16 protein-coding genes are annotated in these 18,080 nt (G+C 46.0%); 4 read left to right on the forward strand and 12 right to left on the reverse strand.

The window, feature by feature from the left end; genetic code table 11:
* Window positions 1–4 precede the first annotated feature (4 nt).
* From fumC to HW560_RS22810, 4 genes are all read right to left on the reverse strand, one after another.
* Complete coding sequence (fumC, locus tag HW560_RS22795) at window positions 5–1,393, reverse strand: class II fumarate hydratase (protein WP_090898151.1); 1,389 nt, start codon at window positions 1,391–1,393, stop codon at window positions 5–7.
* A gap of 224 nt (window positions 1,394–1,617) precedes the next feature.
* Entirely contained in the window at window positions 1,618–2,628 is a 1,011-nt protein-coding gene (locus tag HW560_RS22800; RefSeq protein WP_090898148.1) for an aldose 1-epimerase, read from the reverse strand.
* Window positions 2,629–2,842: 214 nt separating this feature from the next.
* A complete protein-coding gene (locus HW560_RS22805) occupies window positions 2,843–3,652 on the reverse strand; it encodes an MBL fold metallo-hydrolase (RefSeq protein WP_179264832.1) in 810 nt (269 codons plus the stop codon).
* Window positions 3,653–3,836: 184 nt separating this feature from the next.
* The gene (locus tag HW560_RS22810; RefSeq protein ID WP_083678844.1) at window positions 3,837–4,103 is read right to left on the reverse strand and encodes a hypothetical protein; all 267 of its coding nucleotides are present in this window, start codon (window positions 4,101–4,103) and stop codon (window positions 3,837–3,839) included.
* Between the two features lie 214 nt (window positions 4,104–4,317).
* Between HW560_RS22810 and HW560_RS22815 the strand changes: the two genes are divergently transcribed.
* The 4 genes from HW560_RS22815 (at window position 4,318) to HW560_RS22830 (ending at window position 8,614) form a co-directional block, all read left to right on the forward strand.
* Window positions 4,318–5,550 (forward strand): aminopeptidase, encoded by a 1,233-nt coding sequence (locus HW560_RS22815; RefSeq protein ID WP_090898139.1) that lies wholly within the window; start codon window positions 4,318–4,320, stop codon window positions 5,548–5,550.
* 83 nt (window positions 5,551–5,633) lie between these two features.
* Window positions 5,634–6,866, forward strand: coding sequence for an aminopeptidase (locus HW560_RS22820; protein ID WP_179264833.1), 1,233 nt, complete (start codon window positions 5,634–5,636; stop codon window positions 6,864–6,866).
* 211 nt (window positions 6,867–7,077) lie between these two features.
* Window positions 7,078–7,668, forward strand: coding sequence for an RNA polymerase sigma factor (locus HW560_RS22825; protein WP_090898134.1), 591 nt, complete (start codon window positions 7,078–7,080; stop codon window positions 7,666–7,668).
* Entirely contained in the window at window positions 7,646–8,614 is a 969-nt protein-coding gene (locus HW560_RS22830) for a hypothetical protein (RefSeq protein WP_179264834.1), read from the forward strand. The genes HW560_RS22825 and HW560_RS22830 overlap by 23 nt, the downstream gene beginning before the upstream one ends.
* Before the next feature lie 6 nt (window positions 8,615–8,620).
* On the opposite strand, the gene HW560_RS22835 is transcribed toward HW560_RS22830, so the two are convergent.
* The 8 genes from HW560_RS22835 to HW560_RS22870 form a co-directional block, all read right to left on the reverse strand.
* Entirely contained in the window at window positions 8,621–9,115 is a 495-nt protein-coding gene (locus tag HW560_RS22835) for a hypothetical protein (protein ID WP_179264835.1), read from the reverse strand.
* Window positions 9,116–9,385: 270 nt separating this feature from the next.
* Window positions 9,386–10,351: an ABC transporter ATP-binding protein gene (locus HW560_RS22840; RefSeq protein ID WP_090898125.1), complete on the reverse strand. Its 966-nt coding sequence runs from the start codon at window positions 10,349–10,351 to the stop codon at window positions 9,386–9,388.
* Window positions 10,344–11,327 (reverse strand): ABC transporter ATP-binding protein, encoded by a 984-nt coding sequence (locus HW560_RS22845; protein WP_090898122.1) that lies wholly within the window; start codon window positions 11,325–11,327, stop codon window positions 10,344–10,346. Before HW560_RS22845 ends, HW560_RS22840 begins: the two co-directional genes overlap by 8 nt.
* A 9-nt stretch (window positions 11,328–11,336) precedes the next feature.
* The gene (gene opp4C / locus HW560_RS22850; protein WP_090898120.1) at window positions 11,337–12,278 is read right to left on the reverse strand and encodes an oligopeptide ABC transporter permease; all 942 of its coding nucleotides are present in this window, start codon (window positions 12,276–12,278) and stop codon (window positions 11,337–11,339) included.
* A gap of 14 nt (window positions 12,279–12,292) precedes the next feature.
* A complete protein-coding gene (locus HW560_RS22855) occupies window positions 12,293–13,249 on the reverse strand; it encodes an ABC transporter permease (RefSeq protein WP_090898117.1) in 957 nt (318 codons plus the stop codon).
* 101 nt (window positions 13,250–13,350) lie between these two features.
* Window positions 13,351–15,075, reverse strand: a complete 1,725-nt coding sequence (locus HW560_RS22860; protein ID WP_179264836.1) for an ABC transporter substrate-binding protein — start codon at window positions 15,073–15,075, stop codon at window positions 13,351–13,353.
* A gap of 321 nt (window positions 15,076–15,396) precedes the next feature.
* Window positions 15,397–16,305: an ArsR/SmtB family transcription factor gene (locus HW560_RS22865; protein WP_256222060.1), complete on the reverse strand. Its 909-nt coding sequence runs from the start codon at window positions 16,303–16,305 to the stop codon at window positions 15,397–15,399.
* 159 nt (window positions 16,306–16,464) lie between these two features.
* Window positions 16,465–17,781 (reverse strand): hemolysin family protein, encoded by a 1,317-nt coding sequence (locus HW560_RS22870; RefSeq protein ID WP_090898111.1) that lies wholly within the window; start codon window positions 17,779–17,781, stop codon window positions 16,465–16,467.
* Window positions 17,782–18,080: the final 299 nt, after the last annotated feature.

Raw genomic sequence — 18,080 nt, forward strand, 5'->3', positions numbered from 1 at the left:
CTGATTAAGCTTTCGGGGCAATCATTTTCGCTGGATCAACATACTGATCGAATTGTTCTTCCGTAAGCAAACCTGTCTGCAATGTTGCTTCCTTCAGAGACAGTCCTTCCTTATGCGCAAGCTTGGCAATTTTGGCTGCATTCTCATAACCGATATGCGGATTAAGAGCGGTAACCAACATAAGCGAGTTATTCAAATTGTGTTCAATCTGGCCGAGGTTAGGCTCAATGCCCACCGCACATTTATCGTTAAATGCAACGATGGAATCAGCAAGGAGCTGAACAGATTGCAGGAAGTTATAGATAATAACTGGTTTGAACACATTCAACTCGAAGTTACCCTGACTTGCCGCGAAGCCAATCGCCGCATCGTTCCCCATGACTTGCGTAACCACCATGGTCATCGCCTCGCTCTGGGTTGGATTCACTTTACCTGGCATAATGGAGCTGCCCGGTTCATTCTCTGGAATACGAATCTCTCCTAGACCACTGCGTGGACCACTAGCCAGCCAGCGAACATCATTGGCAATTTTCATCAAGTCAGCTGCAAGCGCTTTAACTGCACCGTGGGCATAGACTACTTCATCATGACTTGTAAGCGCGTGGAATTTGTTGGGTGCGGATACAAAATCTTTGCCAGTGTGCTTGCCAATTTCCTTGGCTGTATAATCACCAAAGTCAGGATGTGCATTAATTCCGGTTCCTACAGCTGTGCCACCAATTGCGAGTTCTTTCATATAATTCACACTATCCCGGATCATGCGTTCACTCTTATCAAGCATCGCTTCCCAGCCGCTGATCTCCTGACCGAGTGTAATTGGCGTTGCATCCTGAAGATGGGTACGTCCAATTTTGATAATATCTTTGAATTTTTCGGATTTATCTGCAAAGGTGGCTTTTAGCACCGCAATTGCTGGCAAGAGCTGATCTTCAACAGCAAGTACCCCTGCAACATGCAGAGCCGTTGGGAATGTATCATTGGAGCTCTGGGACATGTTCACATCATCATTCGGATGCAGACGTTCTTCCTTGCCCTTTTGTTCAAGCAGCTGGTTACCCAGATTGGCAATAACTTCGTTTACGTTCATGTTGGACTGTGTTCCGCTACCCGTCTGCCACACCACGAGCGGGAAATGATCATCAATCCGGCCAGCAATAATTTCATCAGCAGCATAAGCGATTGCATCCGCTTTGGCAGCGGACAATTTACCTAATTTATGGTTACTGGCAGCAGCGCTTTTTTTCAAAATGGCAAGAGCACGAACAACTTCCATCGGCATATGCTCGCGACCAATCGGAAAGTTCTCCTTGCTGCGCTGCGTCTGAGCTCCCCACAGCCTGTCGGCTGGTACTTTCATTTCACCTAACGTATCTCTCTCAATGCGGTATTCCACTTGCTTTTCCTCCTCCAAAAAGATGGTTTGGGTCCCTACAAAAATACGTATACATTCTTTTCTTCACAGCATCTTGCATCTGTTGATTCCAAAGTCATCCTTGGGATTTATGCAAAATACTTTTATGAGCAAAGCTTGTGTATCTTGTCATATTATACATGATTGCCTGACCGGTTTTCACCTTTTCGACAAAAATGTAAGCGTGACGCAAATCCTTCGAGTATTTATTTTTGCGCTTTGATCGGATAAAGACGGCTGGCTTGCTCGAATAATTCGCCCGGCTCAAGACCAATAAGACCGATCTCTTCAGCAGGAATGCCTTGTACATTCGGAGCGTTAACCAGGTTCATCTGAGGCTCAGGACAGAAGAACCCACCAGCCATGTTGTTATTCCAGATCATCCAGTGCTTGTAAGACGTCCCGACATCATATACCAGCTTGTCACCGGTACGATGATCGGTAAGCTCCATATAGTTGCGACCATTTTGCGGTTCAGCCGTGTAGTGGTTGTCCATGGCTGCAAAAAACGGATTAACGCCCTCACCTTTTAATTGCTCTTCCTCTGGTGTAAGCGGTTGAAATTGTCCCGTAGGCAAAGAACGTTCATTCAATTCACGACGCTGACCAATCGTTATTTTAGCCGTGTAATCAGATGCCTGGCTTTCCGGTGCAAAAGGAACGCTAATGGCTGTATGGAATGCGAACAAATTCGGCATACGTTCTTTCCCGTGATTGCGGACATTCAATTGCTGCTGAAGTCCCAGACTACTCAGTGAATAACGGAGCGTCACTGTGAAGGTGAATGGCAGGTACTTATAGAACTCATGTCCTTCTTTCACTTCCTGACTGAGCACAACATAACTCTCCAGCTCGTCAGATCCGTAGCCCACAACCTTCCACTCGGCATCATGCAGGAATCCATGCAGGTGGTTGCCTGTAGCTGGTTCGTTTACAGGAAGTTGATAGACTTCACCGTTCCAGGGGAAGCGACCATCCTCATAGCGATTCGGTGGGGAAAGAATCGGAATACCGTATACGGCAGGTGCAGCCATAAATTCGTCCATATGTTCCAGGTCCGGCTCACGCAAATAACGGAATCCCTGCTCTGTATCACGAAAAGCGACAAGGTTGGCACCCACGCTCGGAATAACAGCCGCTTCGAATTGATTAAAACGAAGCCAGACGGCTGGTATACCTCCAAATTGTTCTTCGAAAGCTGCATTTTGCTGTGTCATCGTTATATGTACCTCCTGCATACTAAGGTTATATTATACGGCTCGACTATATCATGACCGCGCACAAAATACCAATCTATGATAGAGAACAAATTCATGATAGAACGACAAAAAAGACAGCTACGATGCTCCGTGGCTGTCTCCATCCCCTAAAGCTGCCGTAATGAAATCATTCCTGTTTTCAATGCTATGCCCAAGCAGCGCATCAGTTCGCTTAATCCACATATTTGCCGTGATCCGGGATGGCACTCTCTTCAAAATCAAGATCGAGCCGCTCCAGCGAATCTCTCAGCATTTCTCCGGTTAAGGAATGTCCGTGCCCGGTAACAGCAACCATGGGCTCCAGTCTTCGAATATGCTGAACCGATCGATGGGCCGCTTGCCAATCCGTCGTGAAATATGCGGGTGGACCGTGTAACTGTTTGTCCTGAAGCAGCACACTCCAGAGTGATTCCTGTTTCACGGTCACGATGGCGTCTCCCGCAATCAGAATACGGTCTTCTTTTCGAAATAGCGACACATGGCCCGGTGTGTGACCGGGTGTATGCAGCCATTCCCAGCCAGAAACACCTGGGATGGAATGATCATCCGGCAGACTGAATATCCGATCATCCAGATTAATAGCTTCATTAGGATAAACAAATGACAGCCGTGCCATCAAACCGCCACCTACAGCAGGGTCTGCCGGAGGGTAATCCTTCACACCTGTCAAATAAGGCAGTTCCAGCAGGTGTGCGTACACCGGGACACCCCAGAATTGTTCCAGTTCGATGACGGTCCCCACATGATCAAAATGACCATGTGTCAAAATAATCGCAGACGGTGGACCAGGAAAGCGTTCAGTTGCAACATGAAGAATCTGATCAGTGAAACTCGCCATTCCAGTGTCCACGAGCACCCAGTTCCTGCTTCCAGGCTCCCCGATGAACACAACATTAACGAACAGTGTACGCAGACTGAGGATATCGTGCGCGACTTCTTCAAGTCCCGTCATTCCTGCTGTAATCAGATTGTCAGATGCCATTCACGGTTACCTCCCATTCAGGCGGATTGTCTCTCTGGTTCCATTCATCTGTCATAGACTTCCCTTTTCTGGAGTAACTATTCCTTATTCCCAATAAAATAGACGGTGGACGCCCTGTTTCAGGCATACACCGTCTAGTATAATCAGCTGCATTCCATATTAGAACAAGAACCTCTCGGTCCTATTATGCAGGGAAAGCGTCCAGTGCCGCATCAAGCAGCTGATTGTACATATCGTCATCGTTTTCCAGCAGCTCGTCCATACGCAGCAATTCGTCTTCATCACCGGATTGTTCAGTGAAATGCAGACTATAATCCCAGTCCTTGCCGTTCTTGCTCATAAACGTAATCTCATAAACGGACTTTTCGCCTTCTGCACGAAAAACCGTATTTCCCACATAATTCTTCTCATCTTCACGACGCATCTCTGCACGAATAATCTCAATATTCACAATCGTTCTCTCCTTTAATCTCTCATCAGTTGCAGGTCTCCATAATTTATGGTAAACCTAGTTTGGTAATTATTATTGGTTAATTGTACAATATATATCGTAGCAACGTATACCTTATTCAATGAGGGAACCATACTGACTCCTTACATACCTGTAATGAGGACTATAATAACAAACAGCTACGACATTATATCAAACGGGAGGAACAAATAGCATGAACCATTTTGAAACGAATTTACAACAATATGCCGAACTGGCAGTCAAAGTCGGTGTCAATGTGCATCCTGGGCAGACTCTCGTCGTGAATGCACCAATCTCGGCAGCGCATTTTGTACGCCTGATCGTTAAAGCCGCTTATGGCACAGGTGCCAAGCTGGTCAAAGTGAACTGGAGCGATGAGGTTATTACACGTCTTCACTATGATCTCGCACCAGAGGAATCCTTCTCCATTGAACCAAAATGGTTTGCAGGGGAAATGACTGAACTCGTAGAAGAAGGTGCCGCCATCCTGCATGTGATCGCAGAAAATCCAGACCTGCTGGCAGGCGTTCCTCAAGAACGGATCGTGACTAGTCAGAAAGTTCGCGGTAAAGCGATGGAGAAATATCGTTCCTATCAAATGGCAGACAAGTTCAGCTGGTCCATTGTGGCTGTTCCTTCCCCTGAATGGGCAGCCAAAGTATTCCCTGATCTCCCGGCAGAGCAGCAAATCGATAAATTGTGGGATGTCATCTTCAAAACCGTACGCATAGGTGAGCAGGATGCTGTCGCAGAATGGAAAACACATTTGCTGAATCTCGACTCCCGCGCAGATCTGCTTAACGAGAAGAAATACAAAAAGCTTCACTATACAGCCCCTGGCACAGACCTGACGATCGAGCTTCCTGAAGGCCATCTGTGGGTATCCGGTGGCAGCATCAATGAGCAGGGACATGTCTTCGTTGCCAATATGCCTACAGAGGAAGTGTTCACCGCTCCATTGAAAACCGGAGTTAACGGCACAGTTCGCAGCACCAAGCCACTGAGTTATGGTGGCAACCTGATCGACGGCTTCTCCCTCACTTTCGAAAATGGTCGAATTGTCGATTATACTGCTGAACAAGGACTTGATTCATTGAAAAGCTTGATCGAAATGGATGAAGGCGCACATTATCTGGGCGAGGTAGCTCTCGTTCCACATCAATCACCGATTTCGGATACGAATATTTTGTTCTATAACACGCTATTTGATGAAAATGCATCCAACCATTTGGCTATCGGTAACGCCTATGCCTTCTGTCTGGAAGGTGGCAAAACGATGTCCAAGGATGAATTGATCAGCCATGGCATGAACTCCAGTCTCACTCATGTGGATTTCATGATTGGATCAGGAGAAATGAACATTCACGGTGTCACTTCCGAAGGTAGCGAAGAGCCAATCTTCCTGCAAGGCAACTGGGCTTTCTAATTTAAAACGGTGTAAATGAGAGAGAGGGTCACTCCTCTCTTTTCCTGCGTAAGCGGGGAATTCATGATATGGAGGAACTTGATATGTTGAGTTTTGAACAAAAACTGGATCGTTATGCTGAACTGGCTGTAAAAGTCGGAGCCAACGTTCAGCCCGGACAAATCTTCGTGATCAGCGCGATGATTGATACAGCTGAATTCGTGCGTTTGTTGGTGCGCAAAGGCTATGAGGCCGGAGCAAAGAAAGTTATCGTCAAATATGGAGACGAAACTGTCAATCGGCTGCGATTTGAAATGGCGCCTGAGGACTCCTTCCAAAACCCGCCGAAATGGCATGCCGCTGAACTTGAGGAGCTGGCAGCGAACAATGCTGCGTTCCTGACCGTATTGTCATCCAGTCCAGACCTGTTGAAAGGCATCGATCCAGAACGCATTTCCACTCACCAGCGTACATATGGTCAGGCGATGTCCAAATATCGCCAGTACCAGCAGGCCGACAAAATGAGCTGGACAGGAGTAGCCTGTCCTTCGCCGGATTGGGCCGCCAAAGTTTTCCCTGACCTTCCCCCTGCCGAGCAGATGAAACAGCTCTGGGAAGCCATTTTTGCTGCTGTAAGAGCTGATCTGGAAGATCCTGTAGCGGCTTGGGAGCAGCATATCGAGCGTTTGGAGCACAAAGCCGTTGCCATGAACAGCAAAAAGTATAAAGCTCTGCATTTTGTCTCACCGGGAACCGACCTTACCGTTGAGCTTCCTGAAGGGCACATTTGGGCGCAAGCGGGCAGCATTAACGAACAAGGCACTCGTTTTGTGGCCAACATTCCGACAGAGGAAGTGTTCACCGCACCTGCTAAATACGGGGTGAACGGCAAAGTGTCCAGTACTAAACCGCTCAGTTATGGCGGAAGTATCATTGACCGCTTCTCTCTTACGTTTGAGAACGGACGCATCATTGATTTCCATGCCGAAGAAGGACAGGATACACTAGAAAGACTCATCAATATGGACGAAGGCTCGCATTATCTCGGCGAAGTCGCTTTGGTGCCCTTCCATTCTCCAATCTCGGAAAGTGGTATTCTCTATTACACAACGCTTTATGATGAGAATGCTTCATGTCACCTCGCTATCGGTAGTTCCTATGCATTCAATATTGATGGTGGCAAAACCATGTCAACCGAGGAGCTTGCAGCTCGCGGCATGAACTCCAGCATTACTCACGTAGACTTCATGATGGGTTCGCCGGAAACGAACATTTACGGCGTGACAGCGAATGGCGAGCGTGAAGCTATCTTCCTGAACGGCGACTGGGCATTCTAAGCCAGTTTCTATTATTCTACGATTATTAAATAACACATAGAGGCCGCACTCCTGACCATAATTTACTTGGTTCGTGAGGTGGCCTCTCTTTGATTCGGCTATACTTTTTCTGCATCTGTCGGACGAACCTCCCATTGTATCGCTTCCATATAATGTTGTAAAATGAAATGATACCAATGTTTGTGGATTGTTCACCAGAAAGGAGAACATCATGGCCAATCGGCTCCAATTACTCTTAGCCTCAGATTTCCATAATTTGAGCCCTCAGCTTCAAGAAGAAGTGTACTACGAATATTATAATATGGTACATGGTCTCATCGTTTACATCATCAAAGAACGTGCTGCAGCAGAAGATATCATTCAGGAAGCTTTTATCAAAATCATTAAAAACAAACCTCTCTTCGACAACGAAGTCAAATTGAAAGCATGGCTGAAGGTTGTCACACGAAATACCGCCATTAATTATCTTAGAAAAAATAAAAATAACCGTAACCAACTGGATACGGATAGTGTTTTTATAGATATGGAGACAATTAATCAGACGGCAGCTTCGGTGGAGAGCACGGTGGAGACTCAAATGATGCAGGAATCCATCGAGTTCTATCTGGAGCAGCTTAAGCCGGAATACCGTGTACTCGTGGAGCTGCGCTGGAAAGAGGGTCTTTCCTATCGGGAAATGGCTGATCTGCTTGATACATCCGAAGAAATTGTGAAGCAACGTTTGTTCAGAGCCCGCGGAAGTATCAAAAAGAAATTACATAAGGAATGGGGTGGAAGCATTGAGCAAAGGCAAGTCCGATAAGCAAATTGATTCATTCGATTCAGAGCTGGAAGACGATTTTTTCGATGCCGCGTTTGATATGGCATTTGACGAAGCCTTCTATCAGGCTGTATCTGCTCCCCTAGATCCAAAGAATACAAATTCCCAAATTATGCATGATTCCTGGCTTAAAGTTGAATATGAAATTAATAAGATTAACGCACGCAAAAAAAGAAGGCGGACCTTGCGGCTTTCTTTCGTTATCGCCGCTTCAGTCGCCTTAGGTGCAGTTTTATTCAGTGTTCCTACGGACACACAGGCAGTGTCCCCTTTTGTGCAAACGATCAAAGATTGGGGTAATGGAATGAAATCCATTATCATTAAAGACCGCACAAACGAAATTGTTGGATTGGATCCTTTAGCTGCAAAGACGTCTGCACCACCTGAGCGTGGTATCGAGGACGCTTCTCAAATTCCCCCTGAAAATTATGATGACAATCCATATGAATTCGATAGAGATTCAACACAAATTTTGGTTCCTGTTGAAGTAACTGAAGAAGAAGCACGCTCAGGGTTTATTGGTGACTTTCTACTTTCAAGTGTAATCCCCGAGCGATTTACCGACATCAAGTTCGAGCTGATGCTTGATGCAGAGTTGCCACTCCCTATAGACAGTAATATTAAATCAAACCATATGCGAGTACTCTACACTGGTAAAATCAAAGATAGACAAGAAGAAATATTACAATTTGATTATGCCTGGATCCAACCTGGTGAAGTAGTTGAAGGTCCTTTACTTCGAGAGACAAGTGTCGTTAAACTGGGCGATGGTAGCGAGGCTTTTATGTCAATTGGCCCTCGTTATAACTCTTTTCAATGGATGATGGGTTCAACCAACGTCAGCTTGTTCGGTACTCTCAGCGAAGAAGAGATGTTGTCCATTGCCAATAACCTTCAGAATCAAAGGTTTCCTTGGAACAGTCATTAAAATTGACTAGAATAGCACATTTGATGATGTATGTGTGCTTGTTTCAGTTTTTGAACCATTATTTGCGCTGTGAATGCTCACCACACGATAATAGTAACCAGTTATAACTGTCCAGCTGGAGCTTGCATCCAATGCCGAAACATTATTTTTCGTGACAGAATTCGATTGATAGTTAACCCATGCGGATCCTGTCCATCGTTGGAGACTATACTGTACCGTTATACTGTTCATTTTGGTGTAAGTTGTTGTCGTTGTACTCACCAATGCAGTGAGTCCTCCTACAGGAATAACATTGCCACTTGCTTGATAAATGTTCTCGTATTGAGCCAAGCTCTGAATGCTTTGGCTCTCCGGTGGTGGTGCGGTCAAGGCTACGGGGCTAACACTCGAAATATCTGGAGTAGCTTCGACTTTTCCATCAGGTATTGCTAAGATCATGGGTAAAGTTAATGCGGCTGCTAATGTCACCTTTAAGACAGGCTTCAAACTCTTTATCATCATTTAGTTCATTCCTCCAATTTCATATTTTGGATATTCATAGGTGTTTACGCAATATGAAACAATGTGGTTTCAAAAAAATTCCTTTTTAAAATAGTACAGTAGAGTTATGGAGAAGTTTGGCTTAAAAGCTATAGTCAAATCAATCACCCGGGTACGTAAAATGCCTATTAAGAGAAGGTTTTGAAGTTGCGTATACATCAATCCAAATAAATACACCGTCATTTTATGCCGACCTCATCATTCATGCTCCATCGTCGCAATACCGATGCTTCAGACCAAATGACAGGCTACAAAATGATCCGCTCCAACGTTCCGATACGCTGGAATTTGCTGCTTGCAGATATCTTCTGCCCATGGACAACGTGTATGGAATTTGCAGCCAGTTGGCGGATTCACTGGACTTGGGATATCCCCTTTAAGCACAATTCGTTCCCGTTTCAATTTGGGAATCGGCACAGGTACAGCGGATAGCAAAGCTTTTGTATACGGGTGCAGTGGATTGCCGAACAACTCATCTCTGGAGGCCGTCTCGACCATGGAGCCCAGATACATTACTCCAATGCGATCACACAGATGTTCCACCACACTCAAATCATGCGAAATAAACAGGTAAGCAAGGCCGCGCTCTTGCTGAAGCCGTCTGAACAGGTTGATAATCTGAGCCTGAATGGACACGTCCAGTGCTGATACCGGTTCATCTGCGATAATCAGTTTGGGATTTAAGATCAAAGCTCTTGCAATCCCGATCCGCTGTCGCTGTCCGCCAGAGAACTCATGGGGAAAACGGTCAATATGATAAGATGACAATCCGCAGGCTCCGAGTACTTCCTTAACAAGATCACGCACCTCGCTTGCGGTCGCCAATCCGTGATCCAATACAGCCTCTCCGATCGCATCACCAATACGTATGCGCGGATTTAGTGAACTGTAGGGGTCCTGAAAAATCAGTTGAAGCTGCGGACGAATCTTCCGCACTTCCTGCATAGACAAATGATGCAAGTCAACACCTTGAAAACGAATCTGTCCTTCCGTTTTTTCCGTTAAGCGCACGATCGTTCTTCCAACGGTGCTCTTGCCACTTCCGGATTCCCCGACTAATCCAAACGTCTCGCCTTCATGAATCGTGATGCTGATATCATCAACCGCTTTCACATGGGCTACTGTACGATTCAATAAGCCTTTGCGCACTGGAAAATAGGTTTTGAGATGTTCGATTTCCAATAGAGGTTCAGACATGACTCAACGCCTCCTCATACAGCCAGCATGCAGCCTTCTGTCCGGGCCCAAGCTGCTTCAGCGTAGGCATTTGCGTGGTGCATATCGACATACAGTGCTCACAACGATCAGCAAAATGGCAGGAATCTTTTAAGGATAGCGGATCAGGTACATGTCCGGGTATCGAATACAATTCGTCCTGCCGTTGATTGATAATCGGCTTGGAGCGAAGCAATCCCTGAGTATATGGATGTTTGGGAGATTCAAACAATTGCACAACTTCCCCCTCTTCCACCACTTTGCCTGCATACATGACTACGACATAATCCGCCATTTCGGCTACAACGCCAAGGTCATGCGTGATCATCAAAATAGAGGTTCCTGACTGGGACTTGATGTGCTGTAACATATCCAATATCTGCGCTTGAATCGTCACGTCAAGAGCGGTGGTTGGTTCATCCGCGATTAACAGTTTCGGGTTACATGAGATGGCAATGGCAATCATAATGCGCTGGAGCATACCTCCACTCAGCTCGTGCGGATAACTGTTCGCAATCTGTTCCGGGCGTGAAATGCCAACTTCGGCAATCAGCTCAACCGCTCGTGCGCGAGCCTGCTTTTTACTCATTTTCAAGTGTACAATCAGCGGCTCCATCAATTGCTCACCGATCTTAAGCACGGGATTCAACGAGGACATCGGTTCCTGGAAAATCATAGAGATGTCATTGCCCCGAATGGCACGCAGCGAAGATTTACTTTCACGAAGCAGATCCCGTCCACCAAAACGAATTGCACCGCCTACCACCTTGCCTGCAGGTTCCTCAATCAATCCCATGATTGACATGGCGGTTACACTTTTGCCACAGCCCGATTCACCAACGATGCATACCGTCTCCCCTTCTCGTACGTTCAGGCTTACACCGTCTACGGCTTTGACATGGCCTTCTTCTGAGTAAAAATGAGTTTCAAGATGTTCAATTTCAATCATATTTTGCATGAGGCGTGCTCACCTTCTCTTCTGTTTGGGATCTAATACGTCTCGAAGACCATCACCAAAAATATTGATCGCAATAACGGTCACGAAAATGGACAGCCCTGGCGGAATCCATAACCACGGATGCTGTTGAAAATCAATCATGTTGTTGGCCGCATCGATCATATTGCCCCATGTAGGCGTTGGTGGCATGACACCGAGTCCAAAAAAGCTGAGTACCGATTCGCTGAGAATGGACCCTCCGATGTTCAGAGTCGCCATGACGATGAGAAGCGGGACAATATTGGGCAGAAGATGGTGAAACAGTTTGCGACGGTCACGCAAGCCAAGAACAACAGCAGCCTGCATGAATTCACGCTCGCGCAAGCTTAACATCTGTCCCCGTACCATTCGGGCCATACCGGGCCAGTTGACAAAACTGAGCATCAGCATGACGATATACATTCTGGAATCCGGCGGAACTTTCCAATCCGATAACAACGCACCGAAAATGAACAGCAGCGGCAGTCCCGGGATCGTGAGCAGCAAGTCAGCAATCCGCATAATGACCTGATCAACCATGCCGCGATAATATCCGGCGATAGCTCCAAGCAAGGAGCCGATAAATACGGATAGAACCATGGAAGCCAAACCAACAGTGAGCGAGATACGACCAGCCATCAGCACACGGGTGAGCACATCCCTGCCGAGCGCATCTGTGCCAAGCCAGTGATGAATGCCGGGACCTTGTTTCATCGCTGTCATATTGATCTTGTTATCGGTATAAGGTGAGAACAACGGGCCAATGAAACAAGCCACAAACATCAATAAAACTACGATGAATCCGCCAACAGCAAGTTTGTTCTTGAGCAGTCTTCGGATCGACAATTTCCATAAAGAAGACTTGGGTGGAACCTTTAAAGGTAAGGCAGCTTCTGCGGCATTTCTCGTTACAGGCGATGAAGAGATTGTCATGTTCAAAGCCCCCCTTATTGCAAACGGACACGCGGATCTGCGATGTGATAGAGCACATCAGACAGCAGCGTTCCAATGACAGTCAGGATGGCGATGAACATGGTAAAGCCCATCAGCAGCGGATAATCCCGCAGCGAGAAGGACTGCATATATAACTGGCCGATACCGGGCCAGCTGAATATTTTCTCAATAATCAGTGAACCGCCGAATAAGGACGGCAGCTCGAATCCAATCAGTGTTATCGCAGGCAACAGAGCATTGCGCAAGGCATGGGTATATAACACTTTGCTTTCTTTTAAACCTTTGGCTCGTGCTGTTCGAATATAATCCTGTTTGATCACATCAATCATATTGCTGCGGAAGTAACGGGTAAGTGAGCCTACCCCAAGCAGAGTCATAACAATTACGGGCAAGGTCATGTGCTGAATCACCTCTTTGACATAGGCCAGACCGGTAGCATTACTTCCCGTGGTCATCATGCCCCCTGGAGGCAACCATTTTAGGTCAACCGCCAGCAGTTTAATCAAAAACAATCCGATAAAGAAAGAAGGCACGGACATGGCTGCAAATATGCCTATCATCACAAAAGTATCGAACCACGAATACTGCTTATAGGCAGCAATCACACCGATAATAACCGCGATGAACCAGGTCAGGAACGTGGTCACAGCAGCTAACAGGAATGAATTCCAGATATATTCGTTAAACAGCGCGAGCACGGGTTTTTGTTGTGCCAATGAATATCCGAAGTCCCCATGTACAGCATTTTTCATCCAGATGAGATACCGTTCGATAACAGGCTTGTCCAGTCCATACAATTCTCGCAGCTCGGCCTTGCGCTCGGGACTTAATTTAATGTTGCTGGAGATGTAGTCGCCAGGGGTAAGTGCATACAGGCTGAAGATAAGAACGGAAGCGGCCAGCAAAATAAGAACCATATATGTCATCCGTTTCACAATGTAAGTGCTCATATCAGGCTCCTTATCAATGCGTCCCCTGCATCTGCGACATCGCAAACACAAGGGACATTTTGTTTATTCCAGTATTGATGTTTCTTGATTCATACCCCTGCTTATTTCAGAGACCATTCCGGCAAGCTGGTTGCAATCCCGCGGTATGGACTGACAGAAAGTCCATCGATGCGACCGTTATAGGCGTAAACTGTTTTTTTGTAACTGGTGAAAATGACAGGCAGCTCATCGTTGAGCAATTGGTACAGCTCTTTGTATACTGCCTTGCGTTCCTCAATGTCTGTCGTAGCCAGACCTTTGTTGTACAGCTCTTTCACTTTGGGATTGTCGTACCCTTTAAGCTCGCCATCCACAAATTGCAGTACCCCGTCTGAAGGATCCGTTAACATCGGTGTGGAGAAGGAAGCCACGTCGTAATCGCCGCCCTCCACTTTGGAGACAAGTGAGTTGAAATCGGCAAACACTTCAGGCTGGAACTGCACACCAATCGCTTCAAAGTTTTCTTTGGCTACAGCAATGAAGATATCTGTGGCCGGACTTTTCGTTCCGAGTAAATGCAGGGACAACTTCTTCCCGTTTTTCTCACGGATGCCATCCGCTCCAGGCACCCAGCCTGCGTCGTCCAGCAATTGATTAGCTTTGTCCGGATCATAGGCGTATGGATTAATACCTTCTTCCGTATATGACCAGGAAATAGGTGAAGTCGGGATGTTGGCAACAGCACCTGCCCCTTGGTTGGCGTCCACATAGATGGACTGACGATCCAGGCCATAGGTGATGGCTTGACGTACTTCTTTTTCCTGAAGCTGTTCATGCTCCAGATTAAGCTGTAAATATCCGTATGTACTTGGTGTGTAAGGCAGAAGGTTGAGGTATGGGATTTTTTTCAGCTTATCAATATTCTCTTGGGTAGCCGTGAACGAAGTGAAGTCGATCTCTCCGGTCTCAATAAACTGCCAGGTGTCTCCTTCCGATGTTTTATATATGAAATGCTCGGTTTTTGGTTTGCCCTTGTAATAGAACTCGTTGGCAACGAATCGAACTTCCTGACCTGGAATGAACTTTTCAAGTTTATAAGGGCCATTGCCTACAGGTGTTGCATGAAGATTTTTAATGTATTCGAGCTTTCCGAATTGATAGTCTTTGCCGTAGTAGGCTTTGGACAATACCTCTGAGCCCAATGTAAGCAGAGCAGTTGCGTTTGGTTGTTCCAGGGTGACCGAGATCGTTAACGGATCAATGACCTTAATACCCTCAATGTGATCTGCCTTTCCTTCGGTATACGCTTTCCCGCCCTTCACCTTGGTGGAGAAAATATCAAATCCACCGTCATATGACTTGTCATGCAGAATTGTCCATGTAAAAGCAACATCATCTGCGGTGAGCGCGGAGCCGTCACTGAACTTGGAATCTTTTCTTAGATGAAACGTGTATGTACACTGATCGTCGGACACATCCCAGCTTTCAGCGAGATCAGGAACAGGTAAACCTTTCTCATCTACGGTTACAAGTGAAGCAAATAGCAATGAAGCCACGTTGCCATCATATCCACTCTGATGGAAGTACGGTGTGAAAGCCCCGCTGGGATCCGTAAGTCCCACAATCACCGTATCCGTTCTTTTTTTTGCCGTCTCAGGTAATTGATTCAAGTCCGTTGCCTGAAATGGCGCATCCAGTGCTGCTGAAACCGGAGTCGCTTGAGTGCCCGAATTTGTTGTTACGCTTCCAGCAGTATTGGTCTCTGCTCCCCCACCTCCAGCACATGCCGATAACACAATTGCGCTGCTGATGATTAACGATGCCACGGATAAACCTTTCACTCTCATAAAATCCTCCCCAATTCATAAATGATCCATATTTTCTCGCTCAGCCGTTCCTAATTTCCGAAACAATTCAGAATATATACAATTCCTATGAAATTAGTAAGGTATAAGTTCGATAAGCCCTATTATAAGAACCGCATGTGGTTCTGTAAATAGAGAACCACAAAAAAATATTTATATTAAACCCATTAATATCCACTTTAAAGCGATAAAATAGCCGTATGTTTTGCGCGGATTTCCTGAATAAATTTCAGTTCGGCCACAACAAACATACGGCTGTATCGAAGGTATACTTTTTTTCTAAAAACCACATTTTGATAAACGTTATTGCTCCAAATAATTCATGACATTCGGCAAAATTTGTTCCAGAGCATGAAGACGAAGTGAATACTCAACCAGACTCTCTCCTTCAAAATGCGCATAGACCAACCCTGCTCCACGAAGCTTGGATAGATGGTCATGAGTAATTCCTTTGGAGAGCTTCAAGTGACGAACAATTTCAATAAATGAACGTGGTCCCTGATGCAGAAAACGCATGATTTTCAGTCTGTTCTTCTCTCCCAAGCTGCGGATTACACGCAAATGATGGGTCGGAATATACTCATGATCTCCCATATACAATCTGGAGGAATAATGGCACAGCAGCGTATCCCCAAAATGCAGGATGACATTTAGCGGCTGAAAATGAAATTGTGGCACAAGCAGTAGTCTATCCAGCCCCTTCATGTCCCGGAACATCAACCCGTTGGTCGCATCGTCGAGTACCTCTTCCTGAGGCGATTGACTTAACTGTTCCTTGCGGTTCTGAACCTCCTGGCGCAGATGTTGTAAGATGGCGGGATCAAGCAAGCGAAAATATTGCTCATTCCAGCCGGTTAAAACATAGGTCATCTTGGTCTGGAAAGCAGCGATATCATCCGTATACGGGAAACTGTACTTGCTAAAAATGTCATGAAGGTCAAGCACTGTTCGTTGGCTGAACCATTCAATAAAATCCTCCGGCTCCTCAGCTTCCACTCGCAGACAGACAAGCAGATACATCCATTTCCAATCATCATCCACGTTCATATGTTGCAAGACAGCAGCAAGCTCAGGGGTTAGCTCTCCTTCTATTTCTTGGGCCCACGCTGTGGATAAATCAATCTTTTTATGCGATTTTCGGCAAATATATGTATGCAAACTGGCCATGAATTCAAATACAGGTGTAAATCCAACCTCAATGCGATAGCTCAATCTCAACCTCTCCTATCTTGCAAGGTTGTTCCATTATACCCTGTTTGCAGCCGTGCATGCTACGATAATAGGGTAAACAAAAAGCCGCACAGTGAAATAATCCACCGTACGGACTCTCTATAGACCGGGATCTCCTGTCTCCAAAAATAATACTTTGGATTAGGCGCCTTCGCCTTCAACCATCAGATCCAGCTTAATCACATTTACACGCGAAATCCGCTTATGCTCGGTCTCTTGAATTACAAAGACATATCCACCATACTCTACCGACTGCCCTACTTCAGGTGGGATGGTTTCTACTCTGGAGTATAACCAGCCGCCAATCGTATCATAATCCGCCCGGTCCATATCCAGCCCAAAGCGCTCACTAACCTCTTCAATCAGCATAAGGCCGTCAATGGAGTATTCCATCTCATCCACTTTCTCAATCGCCGGACGCTCCTGGTCAAATTCGTCTTGAATCTCGCCCACAATCTCTTCCATGATGTCTTCAAGCGTTACAAGGCCGGAGGTTCCTCCGTACTCATCAATCAGGATTGCAATCTGTGTCTTGCTGCGCTGCATCCGCTTGAGCAGGTCACTGATCGGAGTGGAATCGGGTACTGCGAGAATCGGACGAATCACCGAGATGGTATCTGTAAGCTGAGATCGCATCAGGTCTTTAATGTGAATAAATCCGATAATATGGTCTTTGTCGCCGTTATAAACCGGATAACGGGTACGCATGCTTTCACTGGCAATTTCCAGATTTTCCAGCATGGACTGATTGGCATTCAGGCAGATCATTTCCGTCCGCGGAATCATAATTTCACGGGCGGTTGTTGCCGTAAAATCAAATATATTATCAACAAGCGCCAATTCAGTATTGTCAATTAAACCGCTCTTATTGCTTTCTTTCATCAGAATGCGTATTTCATCTTCACTATGCGCTGAGTCATGCTCCGAGGCCGGTGCCATGCGAAATACTCTCAGCAGGCTGTTCGCCATACCATTCAATGCCCATATAAAGGGATACATTAATTTGTAAAAGAACGTAAGCAGCGCCGCAGACCATAACGTGATCGTCTCTGATTTGCGGATAGCCATCGTCTTGGGAGCAAGTTCCCCGAGTACAATATGCAAAATCGTAATAATAACAAAAGCAATCGCAATGGAGATGCCGTGTACGTATACTGGACCCAGTCCAAATGCAGTAAACATGGGCTCTAACAGGTGAGCAATCGCTGGCTCTCCCAGCCACCCGAGTCCAAGTGAAGCAAGCGTTATACCCAATTGGCACGCGGACAGATAAGCATCCAGGTTGCGTACAATATTGGAAGCATAAATCGCATTTTTATTACCTGTCTCCACCAAAGCTTCAATCCGGCTGCCACGAACTTTGACCATCGCGAATTCTGCCGAGACAAAGAAACCATTCATCAATACAAGCAAAGCAATTAAAAATAAATTTAATATACTCGGTAAGGGGTCACTCAAATTATCATCCTATTCGCCGTCATTCTTCGGCAAATAGGTCCACCTCCTTCGAAAATGTAGGATATTTGCCATTCTGCCGCTCATATGCAGTTTCAACTTCCCAATGCGTTCACCTCCACCTTCTTCTGTCGAATAACAAGGATATGCTTCTTTTATTATATTATTCTACACTACACAGTCAATCCGTGTCCTATGACAACGAAATGATGCATACGGGCTATTTCGTTAACAAATGTATCGAATACGCCGTTTTTTTTACGTTTTACTAACAAATATATGCATCTTCTTGCTTACGGTTT

The organism is Paenibacillus sp. E222 (assembly GCF_013401555.1).
Lineage (GTDB): Bacteria > Bacillota > Bacilli > Paenibacillales > Paenibacillaceae > Paenibacillus.

Excerpts from the sequence above, each read along its gene's own strand:
- HW560_RS22800 (WP_090898148.1), bottom strand. The coding sequence starts at position 2,628 with ATGACACAGCAAAATGCAGCTTTCGAAGAACAATTTGGAGGTATACCA.
- HW560_RS22815 (WP_090898139.1), top strand. The coding sequence starts at position 4,318 with ATGAACCATTTTGAAACGAATTTACAACAATATGCCGAACTGGCAGTC.
- opp4C (WP_090898120.1), bottom strand. The coding sequence starts at position 12,278 with ATGACAATCTCTTCATCGCCTGTAACGAGAAATGCCGCAGAAGCTGCC.
- HW560_RS22860 (WP_179264836.1), bottom strand. The coding sequence starts at position 15,075 with ATGAGAGTGAAAGGTTTATCCGTGGCATCGTTAATCATCAGCAGCGCA.
- HW560_RS22805 (WP_179264832.1), bottom strand. The coding sequence starts at position 3,652 with ATGGCATCTGACAATCTGATTACAGCAGGAATGACGGGACTTGAAGAA.
- HW560_RS22855 (WP_090898117.1), bottom strand. The coding sequence starts at position 13,249 with ATGAGCACTTACATTGTGAAACGGATGACATATATGGTTCTTATTTTG.
- HW560_RS22825 (WP_090898134.1), top strand. The coding sequence starts at position 7,078 with ATGGCCAATCGGCTCCAATTACTCTTAGCCTCAGATTTCCATAATTTG.
- HW560_RS22845 (WP_090898122.1), bottom strand. The coding sequence starts at position 11,327 with ATGCAAAATATGATTGAAATTGAACATCTTGAAACTCATTTTTACTCA.
- HW560_RS22820 (WP_179264833.1), top strand. The coding sequence starts at position 5,634 with ATGTTGAGTTTTGAACAAAAACTGGATCGTTATGCTGAACTGGCTGTA.
- HW560_RS22840 (WP_090898125.1), bottom strand. The coding sequence starts at position 10,351 with ATGTCTGAACCTCTATTGGAAATCGAACATCTCAAAACCTATTTTCCA.
- HW560_RS22835 (WP_179264835.1), bottom strand. The coding sequence starts at position 9,115 with ATGATGATAAAGAGTTTGAAGCCTGTCTTAAAGGTGACATTAGCAGCC.